The sequence below is a fragment of the Nonomuraea sp. KM90 genome (assembly GCF_052246675.1).
Taxonomy (GTDB): Bacteria; Actinomycetota; Actinomycetes; order Streptosporangiales; family Streptosporangiaceae; genus Nonomuraea.
Map to the genome: position 1 here is coordinate 15,947 of NZ_JBQQCB010000083.1, position 14,418 is coordinate 30,364.

General features: G+C 70.5%; 19 protein-coding genes. 9 read left to right on the forward strand and 10 right to left on the reverse strand.

The annotated features are described in order from the left end of the window. Window positions 1-25: 25 nt before the first annotated feature. Window positions 26-790: a TetR/AcrR family transcriptional regulator gene (locus ACTWPW_RS44995; protein WP_443172322.1), complete on the reverse strand. Its 765-nt coding sequence runs from the start codon at window positions 788-790 to the stop codon at window positions 26-28. 79 nt (window positions 791-869) lie between these two features. Between ACTWPW_RS44995 and ACTWPW_RS45000 the strand changes: the two genes are divergently transcribed. Further along, window positions 870-1,733, forward strand: coding sequence for an NmrA family NAD(P)-binding protein (locus tag ACTWPW_RS45000; RefSeq protein WP_443172323.1), 864 nt, complete (start codon window positions 870-872; stop codon window positions 1,731-1,733). A gap of 97 nt (window positions 1,734-1,830) precedes the next feature. On the opposite strand, the gene ACTWPW_RS45005 is transcribed toward ACTWPW_RS45000, so the two are convergent. Continuing rightward, entirely contained in the window at window positions 1,831-2,166 is a 336-nt protein-coding gene (locus ACTWPW_RS45005; RefSeq protein ID WP_443172324.1) for a DUF6313 family protein, read from the reverse strand. A 141-nt stretch (window positions 2,167-2,307) separates the two neighbouring features. After that, window positions 2,308-2,790: a cupin domain-containing protein gene (locus tag ACTWPW_RS45010; RefSeq protein WP_443172325.1), complete on the reverse strand. Its 483-nt coding sequence runs from the start codon at window positions 2,788-2,790 to the stop codon at window positions 2,308-2,310. A 156-nt stretch (window positions 2,791-2,946) separates the two neighbouring features. On the opposite strand from ACTWPW_RS45010, the gene ACTWPW_RS45015 reads away from it, so the two are divergent. Beyond that, a complete protein-coding gene (locus ACTWPW_RS45015) occupies window positions 2,947-3,405 on the forward strand; it encodes a carboxymuconolactone decarboxylase family protein (RefSeq protein WP_375112678.1) in 459 nt (152 codons plus the stop codon). Window positions 3,406-3,484: 79 nt separating this feature from the next. On the opposite strand, the gene ACTWPW_RS45020 is transcribed toward ACTWPW_RS45015, so the two are convergent. The 4 genes from ACTWPW_RS45020 to ACTWPW_RS45035 form a co-directional block, all read right to left on the reverse strand. Then, window positions 3,485-4,408, reverse strand: coding sequence for an NADP-dependent oxidoreductase (locus tag ACTWPW_RS45020; RefSeq protein WP_443172326.1), 924 nt, complete (start codon window positions 4,406-4,408; stop codon window positions 3,485-3,487). A gap of 122 nt (window positions 4,409-4,530) precedes the next feature. Then, window positions 4,531-5,004: a VOC family protein gene (locus ACTWPW_RS45025; protein WP_375112680.1), complete on the reverse strand. Its 474-nt coding sequence runs from the start codon at window positions 5,002-5,004 to the stop codon at window positions 4,531-4,533. Between the two features lie 169 nt (window positions 5,005-5,173). After that, window positions 5,174-5,656, reverse strand: a complete 483-nt coding sequence (locus ACTWPW_RS45030; RefSeq protein ID WP_375112681.1) for an RrF2 family transcriptional regulator — start codon at window positions 5,654-5,656, stop codon at window positions 5,174-5,176. Window positions 5,657-5,703: 47 nt separating this feature from the next. Beyond that, window positions 5,704-6,075, reverse strand: coding sequence for a winged helix-turn-helix transcriptional regulator (locus tag ACTWPW_RS45035; protein ID WP_375112682.1), 372 nt, complete (start codon window positions 6,073-6,075; stop codon window positions 5,704-5,706). 110 nt (window positions 6,076-6,185) lie between these two features. Here ACTWPW_RS45035 and ACTWPW_RS45040 point away from each other — a divergent pair, with 110 nt between their 5' ends. The 4 genes from ACTWPW_RS45040 (at window position 6,186) to ACTWPW_RS45055 (ending at window position 9,763) form a co-directional block, all read left to right on the forward strand. Then, entirely contained in the window at window positions 6,186-6,701 is a 516-nt protein-coding gene (locus tag ACTWPW_RS45040; protein ID WP_375112683.1) for a cupin domain-containing protein, read from the forward strand. An 82-nt stretch (window positions 6,702-6,783) separates the two neighbouring features. Then, on the forward strand, window positions 6,784-7,689 hold the full coding sequence (locus tag ACTWPW_RS45045) for an NmrA family NAD(P)-binding protein (protein WP_375112684.1): 906 nt from the start codon (window positions 6,784-6,786) through the stop codon (window positions 7,687-7,689). A gap of 158 nt (window positions 7,690-7,847) precedes the next feature. After that, window positions 7,848-8,732 carry a neutral zinc metallopeptidase gene (locus tag ACTWPW_RS45050; protein WP_375112685.1) on the forward strand — a complete coding sequence of 295 codons (885 nt, stop codon included), beginning with the start codon at window positions 7,848-7,850 and terminating at the stop codon, window positions 8,730-8,732. Between the two features lie 389 nt (window positions 8,733-9,121). Further along, window positions 9,122-9,763, forward strand: a complete 642-nt coding sequence (locus ACTWPW_RS45055; protein ID WP_443172327.1) for a hemopexin repeat-containing protein — start codon at window positions 9,122-9,124, stop codon at window positions 9,761-9,763. 59 nt (window positions 9,764-9,822) lie between these two features. On the opposite strand, the gene ACTWPW_RS45060 is transcribed toward ACTWPW_RS45055, so the two are convergent. From ACTWPW_RS45060 to ACTWPW_RS45070, 3 genes are all read right to left on the reverse strand, one after another. Continuing rightward, a complete protein-coding gene (locus tag ACTWPW_RS45060; RefSeq protein ID WP_443172328.1) occupies window positions 9,823-10,203 on the reverse strand; it encodes a RidA family protein in 381 nt (126 codons plus the stop codon). A gap of 85 nt (window positions 10,204-10,288) precedes the next feature. After that, window positions 10,289-10,786, reverse strand: a complete 498-nt coding sequence (locus tag ACTWPW_RS45065) for a GNAT family N-acetyltransferase (RefSeq protein ID WP_443172329.1) — start codon at window positions 10,784-10,786, stop codon at window positions 10,289-10,291. A 110-nt stretch (window positions 10,787-10,896) separates the two neighbouring features. Next, the gene (locus ACTWPW_RS45070) at window positions 10,897-11,310 is read right to left on the reverse strand and encodes a hypothetical protein (RefSeq protein ID WP_443172330.1); all 414 of its coding nucleotides are present in this window, start codon (window positions 11,308-11,310) and stop codon (window positions 10,897-10,899) included. A gap of 306 nt (window positions 11,311-11,616) precedes the next feature. On the opposite strand from ACTWPW_RS45070, the gene ACTWPW_RS45075 reads away from it, so the two are divergent. From ACTWPW_RS45075 to ACTWPW_RS45085, 3 genes are all read left to right on the forward strand, one after another. Next, entirely contained in the window at window positions 11,617-12,258 is a 642-nt protein-coding gene (locus ACTWPW_RS45075) for a DNA alkylation repair protein (RefSeq protein WP_375112833.1), read from the forward strand. A 431-nt stretch (window positions 12,259-12,689) separates the two neighbouring features. After that, a complete protein-coding gene (locus tag ACTWPW_RS45080; RefSeq protein WP_443172331.1) occupies window positions 12,690-13,706 on the forward strand; it encodes a permease in 1,017 nt (338 codons plus the stop codon). After that, window positions 13,703-14,416, forward strand: a complete 714-nt coding sequence (locus tag ACTWPW_RS45085; protein WP_443172332.1) for a TIGR03943 family putative permease subunit — start codon at window positions 13,703-13,705, stop codon at window positions 14,414-14,416. Before ACTWPW_RS45080 ends, ACTWPW_RS45085 begins: the two co-directional genes overlap by 4 nt. The last annotated feature ends 2 nt before the right edge of the window (window positions 14,417-14,418 follow it).

Here is a 14,418-nt window from a genome sequence, read left to right on the forward strand (position 1 = left end):
ACACCGCGCCGGCGGGCCAGGACCCTCACCTGGCGGAACCGGCCGCCGGGCCGCTCGCCGGGCCGCTCGCCGGGCCGCTCGCCGGGCCGCTCGCCGGGCCGCTCGTCCGGTCCAGCCATTCGGACAGCAGGGCGCGTTCGGCGCCGGTGAGCGCCGGCAGCTTCGGGACGACGGCCCGGAACGCGACCGTCACCGCGTTCGTGTCGTCGGACGGCAGCGCCGGCCCGTCGGTGAGGATCGCCCGCAGCACCGCCTCGTACATCGCGTCGGCGAGGCCGGGGTCCCGATCCTCCGGCGGCGCGGACAGCAGGGTGAGGACGGCGCCGGTGCCGGCGGCGTGGATGAGTTCGACGGCCCGGCCTTCGGCGACCCGTAGCCGGCCCGTTGCCGCGATGCGGTGCACCCTGGCGCGCAGGACCTCCAGCCCGGCGGCCGCCGCCGGTGAAGGCGCCCCCCGGCCGGGGTCGGTGAGCAGGCCGAACAGTGCCGCGTTGGCGAGGCCGAACCGGATGTGTGCCTCCCATCCGGCCCGGAGGTCCGCCAGCGGGTCGTCGCCGGCCCCGACGTGCGCCTTTTCGCTGACGTAGGTGCTGAAGACGTGCTCGGCGACGGCGTCGAGCAGCGCGTCCTTGTCCTCGAAGAAGCGATAGATGGTCGGCGCCTGCATGCCGGCCGCCTGGGCGACGGCCCGTGTGGTGACCGCGGCCGCGCCCTGCTCGCGCAGGAGCCGCGCCGCGACCTCCACGATGTTCGCCCGCGTCTCCTGCCGGTCCGGCCTCACCTTCACCATGTTTCCGATGATAGGGCATCTGTGATATCCATGTTGCTATCACTGTTGCTATCAACGTTATTCGTCGGAAGGACGAGACATGATCATCATCACGGGCGCCACGGGCCGGCTCGGCTCCCAGATCGTCGGTCGGCTGCTCCAGAGGGTCCCGGCCGGGCAGGTCGGCGTCAGCGTTCGCGACGCCGATGGCGCCGGCGACCTGGCCGCACGTGGCGTACGCGTGCGGCGCGGCGACTTCACCGACCCGGGCTCCCTCGCCGAGGCGTTCGTGGGCGCCACCCAGGTGCTCATCGTCTCGACGAGCCAGACGGGCGAGGCGGCCCTCAACCAGCACGTCACGGCGATCGAGGCCGCGCGCGATGCCGGTGCGCGCCGGATTCTCTACACCAGCCACCAGGGCGCCGCCGAGGACTCGCTCTTCGCGCCCATGCCCGACCACGCCGCCACCGAGAGCTACCTGGAGAAGACCGGCACGCCGTTCACCGCGCTGCGGAACGGGTTCTACGCCGACACCGTCCGCCTCCTGCTCGGCCAGGCACTCGAGACGGGTGAACTCGTCGCGCCGGCGGACGGCCCCGTGTCGTGGACCGCGCACGCCGACCTCGCCGAAGCGGCGGCGGTCATCCTCGCCGACGAGGGCCGGTTCGACGGCCCGACCCCGCCGCTCACCGCGCCGGTCGCGCTCGACCTCCAGGACGTCGCCCGCATCGTCACCGAACTCACCGGACGGCCGATCAGCCGCGTCGTCGCCGGCGATGCCGAGTGGGCGGCCACGCTGGTCGGCCACGGCGTGCCGGAGCAACAGGCCGGCCTGCTGCTCGGCATGTTCCGCGCGGCCCGCCACGGGGAGTTCGCCACCACCGGGCCCGAACTCGAGAGCCTCCTCCAGCGTCCGGCCACGCCGCTCCGTTCGATCCTGGAGGGCGTGACCGGCCGGAGTTAGCCACCTGTCCCCCGCGCGTGATCACCGGGCTCGTGCCGCCCGAGCCGCTCGGCGACCCGCCGCACGGCACCAGCACGGTACGGCACGTCCCATCCCATCAGCGTGGTTTCTTGCAGAGCCAGAGATATCCCACCACGGCACCGATGAGGGCCGGGATGATCGCCCACCCCACGATGGAAAGCGCCCATGCCAGCACAGAGTGCTTGGCATTCGACGGAGAGCGGAACCCCATGAGGATCTCGTAGGCCTCCACCCAGCCGATCACCAGACCGGTCGCCACGAAGAGCACGGCGACGGCGACGAGGAGCCACTTGGCCTCGCGCCAGAGCCACCTGCTGAGGTTGACCAGGCCACCCCACCGCCACGCCCAGCGCTGACGAGGCGACTTTCGCTGGTCGCGGGGATCCGGTGCGGACGACGATGGCTGCGTCATGCACGGAAAGTAACCGCTTAGCCGGGCATGCCAAAGGAGCCCGACTGGGGCTTTTCCAAGACAAGGAACTGGCGTCGTCGAGTACGGTGATCCGGCTCCGCCGCAGCGGCCTGTTTACTCCCCATTGCGCGGACCGATGCCTTATCTTGGCCGATCATCGACCTTGAGCTTGTCCCCCGTGTCGGAGATGAAAATGACCAGAAGTTTCGCCGATTTCGTCCGGCTGGTGTTTTCCGCGAGCACATGGTGGGCACCCGGCGGCTCGACCCAGCTCTCGCCCTGGCGGTAAGTACGCACCGGCTCGCCGCTGAGCTGGCTGCGCACGGTGCCCTCGAGCACATAGGCGTACACGAAGGCGTTGCCGTGCCGGTGCGACACCGCGCGCGCGGTGGGCGGGAAGTCCGCGATCGCCGAGGTGAACGTCTTGCCAGGGACATTCGGCAGCGCCTTTTCCAGCAGCGGCGACAGCGTCTCGGACGGTGGCCGCGTGACGGTGACGGCAACCGGCGCGTGGCCACCGACCGGCACCCTGCCGCCCGCGCGCTCGACCGTGGGAGCGCACGCGGCGACCGCGGCCGCCATTCCGGCAACCAGAAATCCCCGGGCAAACCGTACTCGGACCATGACGGCCCTCCTGTCCTGCCGAAGCATTTCCGGGTACGCTGTCCAGGCATTTCGCCGGATAACCAAAGACGAATTCAAGCCCTGGCGATGATTCGCCCATCACACCCGGTCGAGCCCCCCGACGGCCGGCATTTCACGCCGCCTAGACTGAAATCCGTGACTGAACAGCGCGTCAATATCGGAAAACAGCACCCGGCCGGCTACAAAGCCCTCATCGCCATGTCGGCGGCCGCGGAGGAAGGCGCCGCGGCGGCGGGTCTCGACCCGCTCCTGATCGAATTGGTGAAAATCCGCACCTCCCAGATCAACGGCTGCGCGTTCTGCCTGCGGACGCACACCCGCGACGCGCTCAGGAAGGGCGAGAGCACGGACCGCCTCGCGGTCCTGCCCGCATGGGCGGAGACCGGTTACTTCTCCGAGACCGAGCGCGCGGCCCTGCGCCTGACGGAGGCGATCACGCGGGTGTCGGACGGCCAGGTGAGCGACGCGGACTACGCGGCGGCCGCCGCGGTGCTGTCCGAGGAGCAGATCTCGGCCGTCGCCTGGCTGTCGACCGTGATGAACGCCTTCAACCGGGTGGCGATCACGAGCCGGTACACCGTCGCCGGAACCTGATCCCTTTGATCCGCCACGGGGGTGGACCGATTCGCGCGCCGGAGCGAACGGCAGCCGCCCCACGCTGCCACGCGGCCGCCTATTCCCCCTCGGTGACGCGGATGATCGTCTTGCCGGGGGTGGGCTGCGCGGGCGCGAACGCGGCGGGCGCCTCGGCGAGCGGGCGCACGGCCCCGACGATCAGGCGCAGCCGTCCGTCCCGGAGCCACCGGGCCAGGTCGGCGAGCCGGGCGCGATCGGGTTCGACGACGAAGAAGATCGCCCGGCCGTTCCGGGGCAGGACCGTCGGCGGCGCGGCGATGGTGACGAGTGTGCCGCCGGAGCGCACCAGCGCGGCCGAACGGTCCAGGATGTCGCCGCCGATCACATCGAGCACCAGATCGACCTGACCGACGTCCTCCAGGCGATCGGCCTCCAGATCCAGGAAGACATCCGCGCCCAGACCGAGTGCCGTGTCCCTGGCGGCGGCCCTGCCGGTGCCGATCACCCGGGCTCCCGCCTCGCGCGCGAGCTGCACCGCGACGGAGCCGACGCCGCCCGCCGCACCGTGGATCAGTACGGTCTGGCCGGCGGCGAGACGGCCGTGGTCGAACAGGGCCTGCCATGCGGTCAGCCCCGAGATCGGCAGGGCGGCGGCCATGGTGTGGCTGATGCCGGCCGACAGGGGCGCGAGGTTGCGCGCCTCCACCGCCACGTACTCGGCCAGCGAGCCGTTGCGGGTCCAGTCGGTCAGCCCGAACACCCGCTGCCCCACGCTCAGACCGGTGGTTCCGTACCCCAGCTCCACCACGATCCCGGACACCTCGTGCCCGGGCACACTCGGCGTCCGGTCGTGGCCCGCGCGATCCGACCACGTTCCCGGCCAGTCGAGCTCTCCCCGGGTGAACCCCGCGGCATGCACCCGCACGACGACGTCGTTCTCGGCGGCGTGCGGGTACGGCTCCTCGGTCAGGGAGAGGCCGGCCAGACCGGCGGCGCGGTCTCGGACGGTGATGGCTTGCATGACAGGTCCCCCGCCAACGATGTGAGATGTCGAGCAGGACGAACGTACCCTGCTGAGCGGGGATTCGATCGCCCTGCGCGCACGGCTCGGCGATGCCCTCCTCCCGGGCATCCCGGGAGATGTCAGCGACCGGGAGCGCGCTGCTTGACCGCCTGGAGCACCCAGCCGTTGCCGTCCGGGTCGCTGAAGGTGGCGTAGGAGCCGTAGTCGGCACGCGCGGGGTGCGGCCCGGCCACCCGCCCCTGGCCGCCGGCCTGGTGGGTGACCTCTCCGGCATCGTGACCGTGGTAGAAGAGCCCTCCGGCATCGTGGAAGACCTCGCTCACCTCGATGCCGCGGCCGACGAGCTCGGCGCGGGCCGCCTCGACGTCGGAGACGATGAGGTAGAGGCCCTGGACGGAGCCGGGCGCGGCGGAGGTGATCCCCGTGCCGAAAATGATCGAGCACTCGGAGCCGGGCGGCGTGAGGTGCACCGCGCGCCAGTCCTCGTTGACGGCTTTGTCGACGTCCAGCCGGAATCCGGCCGCCTCGTAGAAGGCCTTGGCCCGGTCGACGTCGGATACGGGCAGCACGATGAGTTCGAGTTTCAGATCCATCTTGGTTCATCTTTCCTGACGTCGGTGAAGCACACGTCGTGCGACACCGGTTCGCTCTTGGTCCGCAGCGGGCAATGGTCCCGCCCGGGTCGATCAGAAAAATCTGGATATGTTTTATCCAGGTTCACCTCCGAAAAAATCGCGCGGTCATGCCGCGCGAGAAGGAGAATCAGCGCCCGAGCGCCTGGCGAACCTGTGCCGCCACGGTGGGAGCGTGCGCGTCGGCCGCGGCCTGCACGTCAGCCAGGCTCTGCTCGGCCAGCGCCTGCCGCCAGGCCGCTTCGGCTCGCCCCATGGCGGTCTTGACCGCACACGGCTGAGCGAAGGCGGCGTCGGGGCAGCGCTCCCCGATGGTGCCGCACCGACGGATCTCGGCGCAGCGGAACAGGGGCGCGTCTCCCTCGATGGCCAGGACCACGTCCAGCAGCGACACGGTCGCCGGCGGGCGGGCCAGCCGGAAGCCGCCGCGCGCACCCGGGACGGACTCGAGCAGGCCGGCCCTGACCAGTTGCTGCAGCAGCTTGTTCAGGTAGGACACCGAGAGGTTGTGACCGGCGGCCAGCTGCGCGGTGGCCACCGGCTCGCCGTCCCCCGACCACGCCAGATTGAGCAGCGTGTGCACCGCCCACTCGACGCCCTTGCCCGTTCGCACAACCTGGATATTAGATATCCAGATTCGGTCTGTCAAAAAGTGCCGGCTCATCGGCCACCGAACGCCGCCCGGGCGGCGTGGATGGCCTCCAGATGCCGGCCAGCCCAGTTGGCGACCTGGCTGATGATGCCGAGCAGCTCCCGCCCGGCATCGGTGAGATCGTACGTGACCTGGGGCGGGACGGTGGGATGCACGGTTCGCGTGATCAGCCCGTCGCGTTCCAGCCCGCGCAATGTGGCCGTCAGCATGCGCTGGGTGATGGGCGATAGCGACCGCCGCAACTCGTTGAAGCGCCGCGGCCCGGAGCCGAGCTCCCCCATCACCAGAGGTGCCCATTTCTCGCCCACACGCGAAAGAATGCTCTGGAGCTCGTCGCAGGAAGCCGCCGATTCCGCGGCCTGTTCGGCGATTTCCGCCATGTCAGTTCCCTCCCTGGTACTACGGCACACACAACTGCCTTCTTGTGGGTGTCTCAGAGGACCGGCAGCCTGTTCCCGAAAACTTACCTTGCGAATTACAGGAGCTTGGCGTGAGCCTTTCCTTCCAGCCGGCCGACGATCCCCGATACACCACTCGCGGCGCTCTCTACGTACCTTCCGGGCAGGGCCCGACCGTGTGGGCCGCCGGCGACGTTTACACGGTCAAGGCGACGGGAGCACAGACGAACGGCGGTTTCGGCCTCATCGAGGCCACCGTCCCGGCAGGCGGCGGGCCGGTACCGCACATCCATCCCGAACAGGAGGAGACCTTCTACATCCTTGACGGCGAACTGGAGTTCCTGGACGGCGACCACCGGTTCACCGCCGTCGCGGGCGACTTCGTCCACGTTCCCCGGGGCATCCGCCACTGTTTCCAGAACAAGCGCATGCACGCCGCGCGAATGCTCTTCATGTTCACCCCGCCCGGGATCGAGCAGATCATCGCCGACCACGCGACGCCCGCCAGGAGCGGCGAGACGCCGCCGCCCCTGGACGACGAGCAGATCGCCCGGCTCGAGACGATGGGCAGGCTGGCCGGGTCGATCATCCTTCCCGACCCCGCCTGACGCGAGCCGGGCGCCCGCAGCCGTGTTCACCCAGGTCGTGAGGCCAGAACGGGGTATGACCGCTACCGGGGGGAGATGAGCGATGGTTGCCAGCGACCTTGTCCTCGTCGCCGGCGCCGGTGGCGTGGGCCGCGCGGTCCTCGACCGGCTGCGGGCGCAGGACGTGCCGGTACGCGCGATGGTCCGCCGCGACGATGATCGTGCCGCCGAGCTGCGTGCGCGCGGCGCGGAGGTGGTCCTCGGCGACCTGACCCGGCCCGAGAGCGTCGCGGCCGCGCTGGAGGGGGCCGGAGCGATGTACTTCGCGATGCCCGTGTCGCCCGACCATCTGCTGGCGGCGACCGTGGTGGCCACCGTGGCGAAGGAGCACGGGGAGCTGGCCGGCCTGGTGGACATGTCGCAGATGACGGTGTCGCAGATGACCGCCACCAGCACCGCGGAGTCTCGTCAGCAGCGGCTGCACTGGCTGGCGGAGCAGGTCTTCGACTGGTCGGGCCTGCCGGTGGTGCACATCCGGCCGACGTCGTTCCTGGACAATCCGCTGTTCACCACGCTGGCGGCGCGCTCGATCCGGGCAAGTGGCACGATCGCGCTGCCGTTCGGCACCGGGCGGACGTCGCCGATCGCCGCCGACGACGTCGCCCGGGTGGTCGCCACCGTGCTGCGCGACCCCGCCCCGCACGTCGGGCACGTCTACGAGCTGACCGGGCCGCGCACGGTCGACATGACGGAGCTGGCCGAGGAGTTCTCCCGGGCGCTGGGGCGTCCGGTGTCCTATCTGGACGTACCGCTGGACTGGTGGCGGGCCGAGGTGCTCGCGAAGGCGGGCCTGCCGCCGCACACCGAGGAGCACATCGCCACCATGGCCCGCTTGCACCGCGAGAACCGCTACGACCGCGCGTCCGACGACGTCGAACGGGTGACGGGCGCGCCTGCCCGTACGATCGAGGCGTTCGTGGCCGCTCGCAGGGATTTCTACCTGGGCTGAGCCCCTCACCCGCAGAACCGCGGAGTACCCGGCGCCGCCCGGGGCGCCGTCTTCCGCTTGAGCCGGCCGACGGCCTGGGCGTCGCGGCTGCATTCACTCACTTGATCGAGTCAATTCCACCCCACTATGTCCAATCTTGACCTAGTCTTTTGCAACCTATGAACTATGTTGCTAACAGCAGACGCGCGGCGCTGGCGGCCGCGGGCGTGGCGCTCACGGTGGCCACGGCCTCCCAGGTGTTCGTCCTCACCGACGCGGCCACGGCGGCGACGACCCCCCTCAGCCAGGCCCAGCAGGTCGTCCCCGCGCAGGCCGCGGCAGGCGTCCAGAGCCGGGTGGCCGCCGCGAACAAGGCGCTGGCCACCGCGAACCGCATCTACAAGACCGGCCGCCTCGCCAACGTGGCCTGCTCGCCCGGCACGCTGCCGTCCGGGAGCACCAACGCCTACCGTCGCTTTCTGACGCGCGTGACCGACTGCCTGAACAGGGCGTGGGGCGCGCAGTTCCGCAAGGCGAAGATGCCGTTCGCCAAGCCGCGGCTGCGCATCATCACCAGCAAGGTGAACACGCCCTGCGGCAAGTGGAACGTCGGCGCCCAGGGCGTCTACTGCTCCTCCAACCGCACGATGTACATGCTGATCAGCAAGGAGCAGCTCCGCCAGCCGTTCCCGCTGGCGATCACGCGGCTCGTGGCCCACGAGTACGGCCACCACGTGCAGCAGATCTCGAAGATCTGGACCTACTACTGGCAGGCCCGGTCCACCGCCGGCAGGTCCCAGAGCCTGCAGCTCTCCCGCAACTCCGAACTCCAGGCCGAATGCTTCTCCGCCGTCTTCATGTCGACGCTGCGCGGCGGGTCGCTGTTCACCGAGGAGGAGTGGGACTACACGGTCGACTGGTTCCGGAAGAACGGCGCCAAGGCCTGGCCGCAGAACGACCACGGCAAGGGCCCCACGCAGGCGGCCTGGATGACGCGCGGCTACAACAGCGGCGCTCCGGGATCGTGCAACACCTGGGCCGCGTCCCCTCGGACCACCACGTGACCCGCCGCGTGCCCCGGTAGTCCCGCCACACGGAACGAGGGCCGGGCCCTCGTTCCGTGTCGGCCCGCTCGCCACCCCGGCGCCGGGTACGAGTGCTGTCACGATGCACGTCCGGGAACTCACCGACCTGCCGGCCGGGGTCATGGTCCTGACCGCCGCCACCCGTGTCCGTCGTCGACACCGCGTCCACGAGCGGCCCGACCACTGCCCCGAGCCCGCCTGTGGCCGGGCCGCCGGAGCTGGACGTGCCGGAACGCGGGACGTCACTAGGGATATCCCTGGGGCGGCCCCTGATCCCCGGATGCCGGCGTGCACCTAGGCTCTGGTGAGATCGCGCGGTCAGGCCCGAATTTCTCGTGCCGTCAATTCCGCCGGTCATGGAGGGTCCGATGGCAATCGACGCCGCGCTCTATTCGCGTTCCAAGACCTACTTCTTCGACGGGACCCACTACATTCGGGTGACCCGCGGGGACACCGGCGCCGGAACGGTCGACCCCGGCTACCCCGCACCCATCTCCAACTGGGGATGGCCCGCCGGCTTCGGCGCCAACGGCATCGACGCGGCACTCTACTCCGGAACCAAGTGCTACTTCTTCAAGGATGACCGGTACGTACGCGTCACCCGCGGCGACACCGGCGCCGGAACCGTCGACCCCGGCTACCCCGCACCCATCTCCAACTGGGGATGGCCCGCCGGATTCGGCGCCAACGGCATCGACGCGGCACTCTACTCCGGAACCAAGTGCTACTTCTTCAAGGGCAACCGGTACGTACGCGTCACCCGCGGCGACACCGGCGCCGGAACCGTCGACCCCGGCTACCCCGCACCCATCTCCAACTGGGGATGGCCCGCCGGCTTCGGCGCGAGCGGCATCGACGCGGCACTCTACTCCGGGACCAAGTGCTACTTCTTCGACGGGAACCTGTACGTCCGGGTGACCCGTGGCGACGCCGGTGCCGGAACGGTCGATCCCGGCTACCCCGCGTCCATCTCCAACTGGGGATGGCCCTCCGGGTTCGGCATCAACTGAGTCCTTCCCGTCGGCCGGTCGCACCCGCGACCGGCCGACCGCCGGGGCGGGCCCGGCGATCAGTCCGTGACGGCCACCATGGCGATCGACACGAGAATTCCCGGCCGGTCGACGCCCAGCTTGCTCACGCAGCGCGGCGGCCGCACGTCCGGGAAGAACTCGTCGAAGACCTCGTTGACGCCGTCGGCGTCCTCCGGCCGCAGGAGCAGGGTGTGGACCATGACGGCGTCGGCCAGCCGCGCACCGCCGGCGCGCAGGATCGCCTGGCAGTTGCGTAACGACTGGCGGGTCTGCTCCTGGATCGTGTTCCCGGCCAGCTCGCCGGTCGCCACGTCGACGCCGATCGTCCCGGCGACGTAGATCGTGTTGCCCGCCTTCACCGCCTGGCCGTATGTGGGGTATTCGGGCGCCTCTGGCGTGGAGATGACTTCTCGGGGCATCGAATGCGCTCCTGTCTGCAAGATGTCGGCTCGACTGTGCTGAAGCGCTCCCCTGGTCCGGCCCGAAGCGCGCGCTCGTGGCCGGTCAGTCGACGTCTCGGAGGTTCAGCCGGGCCGTGACCGCGTCGCCGTCCCGGGTGAGGTCGGCCCCCAGCGTGGTGAGCAGCCGCTGGGCAGCCGTGTTGCCGGCGGTGGTGCTCGCCACCAGGCGCTGGGCGCCGCCGGCTCGGGCGAGGTCGAGGAGTTGCCTGAGAACGGCGCCACCGACTCCGCTGCCACGATGGGTGCGTCCGATCCAGACCCCGGCCTCGACCGCTCGTCCGGCGTCCGCGAGGGGTAACAGCCGGGCGGCCCCGACCACTTCCTCCTTGACGAGGATGGCGTAGGTGGTCCCCACGGGCTCGGCCGCCAGCGATCTCGACCGGTGGAACCGTACGAATGTCTCCCGCCGCTCGGCCGTCCACCCCGCGGGTCCCTCTACCGGGGGCATCACCTCGAGCGGGTCCGCGTCGGCGACCGCGGCGTCAAGCAGCCCACGCAGCAGGCTCTCGTCGAGTCGCCGCAACGTGACGTCGGAACGCATACGAGCCTCCCTTCTTTCGGGACTGTCGATCGGAACGGCGAGCGCCCGCCGGATCACCGGCGGGGCGCCGCATGTCGGAACACTTGCTGGGATGATTTACCCCGGAGTGGTTAGAACACGTCCTTGTAGCTGCCGCATCCGCTGTTCCGGGTGTTCCCCTCGCACACGCGAATCTTGAGATCACGCTTGAAGCGGATCTCCCCGAAGTGACGACGGCGGTCGTCGGACCGGTAAACGTCCCTGTGGAAGCCACTGCTGTCGTAGTACTTGAACCAGACGTAGCTGTAGTCGCCGTCGCCGTTGTGCCGGTCGCCCAGGTCCCCGGAGAAGTAGTAGTTGCCGCCGCGCTTCTGCCAGTACCCCCTGAAGTACGACTCCTTGGGAAGGCTCTCGGTGCCGTTGGAGTAAATGGGGCCGAAATTGTGCTTCGGACCGGCCTGAACGGCCTTCGCCTGGGTGGTGGTCGCGGTGTCGGCCTGGGCCGCGGGCGCCGCCCCGGCACCTGCGAGCAGCGCCCCGGCCACTGCGGTGCCGGCGAGAAGGTTGCGAATACGAATGGTGTCCTCGTTCCCCTTACCAGACTGAGGGCTGCTCGGATGAGGCCCCTTTGTCGTCCGGTATCGCTGACATTAGGGAAATTTCCCCCAGCCTTCTGCGCACTAATTCACAAAGCAGACAATTATCCAAAATCATCCCCCAGTGCACGGTCCCGGGCGGGCCGCCGCGTACGACAGGAGGCCGGCTTCCGTCGTAGGCTGCATCTCGCACGTCATGGACAGGAGGCTGAGGTGGCCGAGACCACGTTGACCGAGACGACGGTGGCCGAGGTGATGGCCGAGCTGGCCGGACTCGAGGACCCGAAGATGCGCGAGGTGAACGAGAGACACGGTGACGATCACGGTGTGAACCTCGGCAAGCTGCGCGCGCTCGCCAAGCGGCTGAAGACGCAGCAGGAGCTCGCGTACCGGCTCTGGGAGACCGATGACACCGCGGCGAGACTGCTGGCGCTCCTGATCTGCCGCCCGAAGGCGTTCGCGCGTGACGAGCTGGACGCCATGGTGCGCGCGGCGCGCGCGCCCAAGGTGCACGACTGGCTCGTGAACTACGTGGTGAAGAAGAGCCCGCACGCCGAAGAGCTGCGCCTGGCCTGGTTCGCCGATCCGGATCCGGTGGTCGCGAGTGCCGGCTGGGCGCTGACCACCGAACGCGTGGCGAAGAAGCCCGAGGGTCTCGACCTCGAAGGGCTGCTCGACGTCATCGAGGCGGAGATGAAGGGCGCCCCGGATCGCCTGCAGTGGGCGATGAACCACTGCCTGGCCCAGATCGGGATCGAGCACGCCGAGCACCGCGCCCGCGCCCTCGCCATCGGCGAGCGCCTGGAGGTGCTCAAGGACTACCCGACGTCCCCGGGCTGCACCTCCCCGTTCGCGCCCATCTGGATCAACGAGATGGTGGGCCGGAAACAGGCTTAGAGGTCTTATCGGGGTGTGCCGGGTGAAATGGCGGGCGCCCCGAGATCCCCGCCTCCCCGGTCCCCGGGGCGGGAGGAGCCGCAGCAGGGCGGTTCCGATCAGCAACGTCCCCGTGCGATCAGCGCGGTGACGCGTACGGCGAGGGCGATGGCGGCCTGTCGGCGCTGCCGCTCGTCGACGACCTCCGCGGTGAGCGCCTGGAACGCGGGACGGCACGGGCCCCGTCCGTCGCCGCCGACGGCATGGCGCGGAGGAAGCGGGCGGCCCTGGCGGTCAGGCCGCGAACCCTTCCGGGCAACCGGCGGCGCCCGGACCGACCGCCGGCAGGGCCGGCACCCGGTCACAAAGCCCTCCATCGCGCATGCGGGCGATTCGCGCAGATGTCATGAGATAACCGGCTAGTCTGCTGCCGGCGGCGGACGGGGAGGGCGATGACGCAGCCGAGCACCACGGACCGGCCGGGTCCTGGGGACCGCGTTGCGCCGGATCGCGCGGGCAGCCACCCGTTCCGGCTGCCGTGGGCGTTCATGGTGCTGGTGGCGCTGCTGGTGGCGGGGCGGTTCCTGCTGGCTCCGCATCTGACGGGCCCGGGGCTGCGGACCTGGGCGACCGTGTTCGTGGCGGTGTGCGTTCAGGCGCTGCCGTTCCTGGTGTTCGGGGTCGCGCTGTCGGCGGCCATCACCTCCTTCGTGCCCGCGTCGTTCTGGACGCGGACACTGCCCAGGCGCACCTGGGCGGCGGTGCCGGTGGCCGGGATGGCCGGGGCGATCTTGCCCGGCTGCGAGTGCGCGTCCGTGCCGGTGGCCTCCGGGCTGATGGCGCGCGGCGTGGCGGCGCCGGCGGCGCTGGCGTTCCTGCTGGCCTCTCCGGCGATCAACCCCGTGGTGCTGGTCGCCACCGCGGTGGCCTTCCCGGACGACCCGGAGATGGTGGTCGCCAGGTTCGCCGCCTCGCTGGCGGTGGCCGTGCTGGCCGGCTGGATCTGGGCGCGGTTCGGGCGCGCCGCGTGGCTGCCGGCGCCGCGCCGCCCGGCCGAGGCGGGCCAGGGCAGGGTAGCCGCCTTCCTGGACACGATGCGCCATGACCTGCTGCACGCCGGCGGGTTCCTGGTCGTCGGCGCGCTGGCCGCGGCGACCCTCAACGTGCTGATCCCCCGCGACTGGCTGACCGCGGTGGCCGGGGTGCCGGTGGTGTCCGTGCTGGTCCTGGCCCTGCTGGCGGTGCTGCTGTCGATCTGCTCGGAGGCCGACGCGTTCGTGGCGGCCTCGCTCACGGCATTCTCCCCGACGGCCAAGCTGGCGTTCCTGGTGGTCGGCCCGATGGTGGACCTGAAGCTCATCGCCCTGCAGGCCGGCACCTTCGGCCGGGCCTTCACGTGGCGTTTCGCACCGCTCACGCTGGCTCTCGCGATCGGGGTCAGCTTCGTCGCGGGCTGGATGTTCCTGTGAGCCGCCAGGCGCAAGGGGCCGTCCTGCTGATCCTCGGCGCGGCGCTGCTGAGCATCTCCGCGTTCTCCACGACGTACGTCAATTACGTCAAACCCGGTTTCCGGCCGCTGCTCGTCGGAGCCGGTGCGGTGCTGGCGGTTCTCGGCCTGCTCTCCGTCGTCGCGGACGTGCTGGGCCGGCCCGCCGCCCATGACCATGACCATGACCATGGCCACGGCCACGGCCCGAGGGTGGCGTGGTTGCTGGCCGCGCCCGTGTTCGCCCTCGTGCTCGTCGCCCCGCCCGCGCTCGGCGCCTTCGCGGCCCGGCGCACCGACGGCCCGCCGGCACCGCCCCGGACCGCGGCCTATCACGCGCTGGCCGGGAGCGAGGTGACGGAGCTGACGCTGGGCGAGTTCATCGGGCGCGCCTACGCGCCGTCGGGCCCGTCGCTCGCGGGCAGGCAGGTCAGGCTGATCGGCTTCGCCGTCCCGGCCGAGGACGGCAGGGGCTGGTATCTGGCCCGGATGCAGCTCCGCTGCTGCGCCGCCGACGCGCTCGCGCTGGAGGTCGCCGTCCACGGGGCGCCCGCACCGGCCGAGGACTCGTGGGTGGCGGTCACGGGCACGTGGATCCCGTGGCAGCACGGGGTGCCCGATGACTATGCGGTCCCGGCCGTGACCGCCACCAGCGTGACCGGCATCGAGCAACCGGCAGAGCCGTACGAGTAACG

Coding starts and splice junctions, on each gene's coding strand:
- ACTWPW_RS44995 (WP_443172322.1), bottom strand. CDS start 790: ATGGTGAAGGTGAGGCCGGACCGGCAGGAGACGCGGGCGAACATCGTG.
- ACTWPW_RS45000 (WP_443172323.1), top strand. CDS start 870: ATGATCATCATCACGGGCGCCACGGGCCGGCTCGGCTCCCAGATCGTC.
- ACTWPW_RS45005 (WP_443172324.1), bottom strand. CDS start 2,166: ATGACGCAGCCATCGTCGTCCGCACCGGATCCCCGCGACCAGCGAAAG.
- ACTWPW_RS45010 (WP_443172325.1), bottom strand. CDS start 2,790: ATGGTCCGAGTACGGTTTGCCCGGGGATTTCTGGTTGCCGGAATGGCG.
- ACTWPW_RS45020 (WP_443172326.1), bottom strand. CDS start 4,408: ATGCAAGCCATCACCGTCCGAGACCGCGCCGCCGGTCTGGCCGGCCTC.
- ACTWPW_RS45025 (WP_375112680.1), bottom strand. CDS start 5,004: ATGGATCTGAAACTCGAACTCATCGTGCTGCCCGTATCCGACGTCGAC.
- ACTWPW_RS45035 (WP_375112682.1), bottom strand. CDS start 6,075: ATGGCGGAAATCGCCGAACAGGCCGCGGAATCGGCGGCTTCCTGCGAC.
- ACTWPW_RS45045 (WP_375112684.1), top strand. CDS start 6,784: ATGGTTGCCAGCGACCTTGTCCTCGTCGCCGGCGCCGGTGGCGTGGGC.
- ACTWPW_RS45050 (WP_375112685.1), top strand. CDS start 7,848: ATGAACTATGTTGCTAACAGCAGACGCGCGGCGCTGGCGGCCGCGGGC.
- ACTWPW_RS45055 (WP_443172327.1), top strand. CDS start 9,122: ATGGCAATCGACGCCGCGCTCTATTCGCGTTCCAAGACCTACTTCTTC.
- ACTWPW_RS45060 (WP_443172328.1), bottom strand. CDS start 10,203: ATGCCCCGAGAAGTCATCTCCACGCCAGAGGCGCCCGAATACCCCACA.
- ACTWPW_RS45065 (WP_443172329.1), bottom strand. CDS start 10,786: ATGCGTTCCGACGTCACGTTGCGGCGACTCGACGAGAGCCTGCTGCGT.
- ACTWPW_RS45075 (WP_375112833.1), top strand. CDS start 11,617: ATGGCCGAGCTGGCCGGACTCGAGGACCCGAAGATGCGCGAGGTGAAC.
- ACTWPW_RS45080 (WP_443172331.1), top strand. CDS start 12,690: ATGACGCAGCCGAGCACCACGGACCGGCCGGGTCCTGGGGACCGCGTT.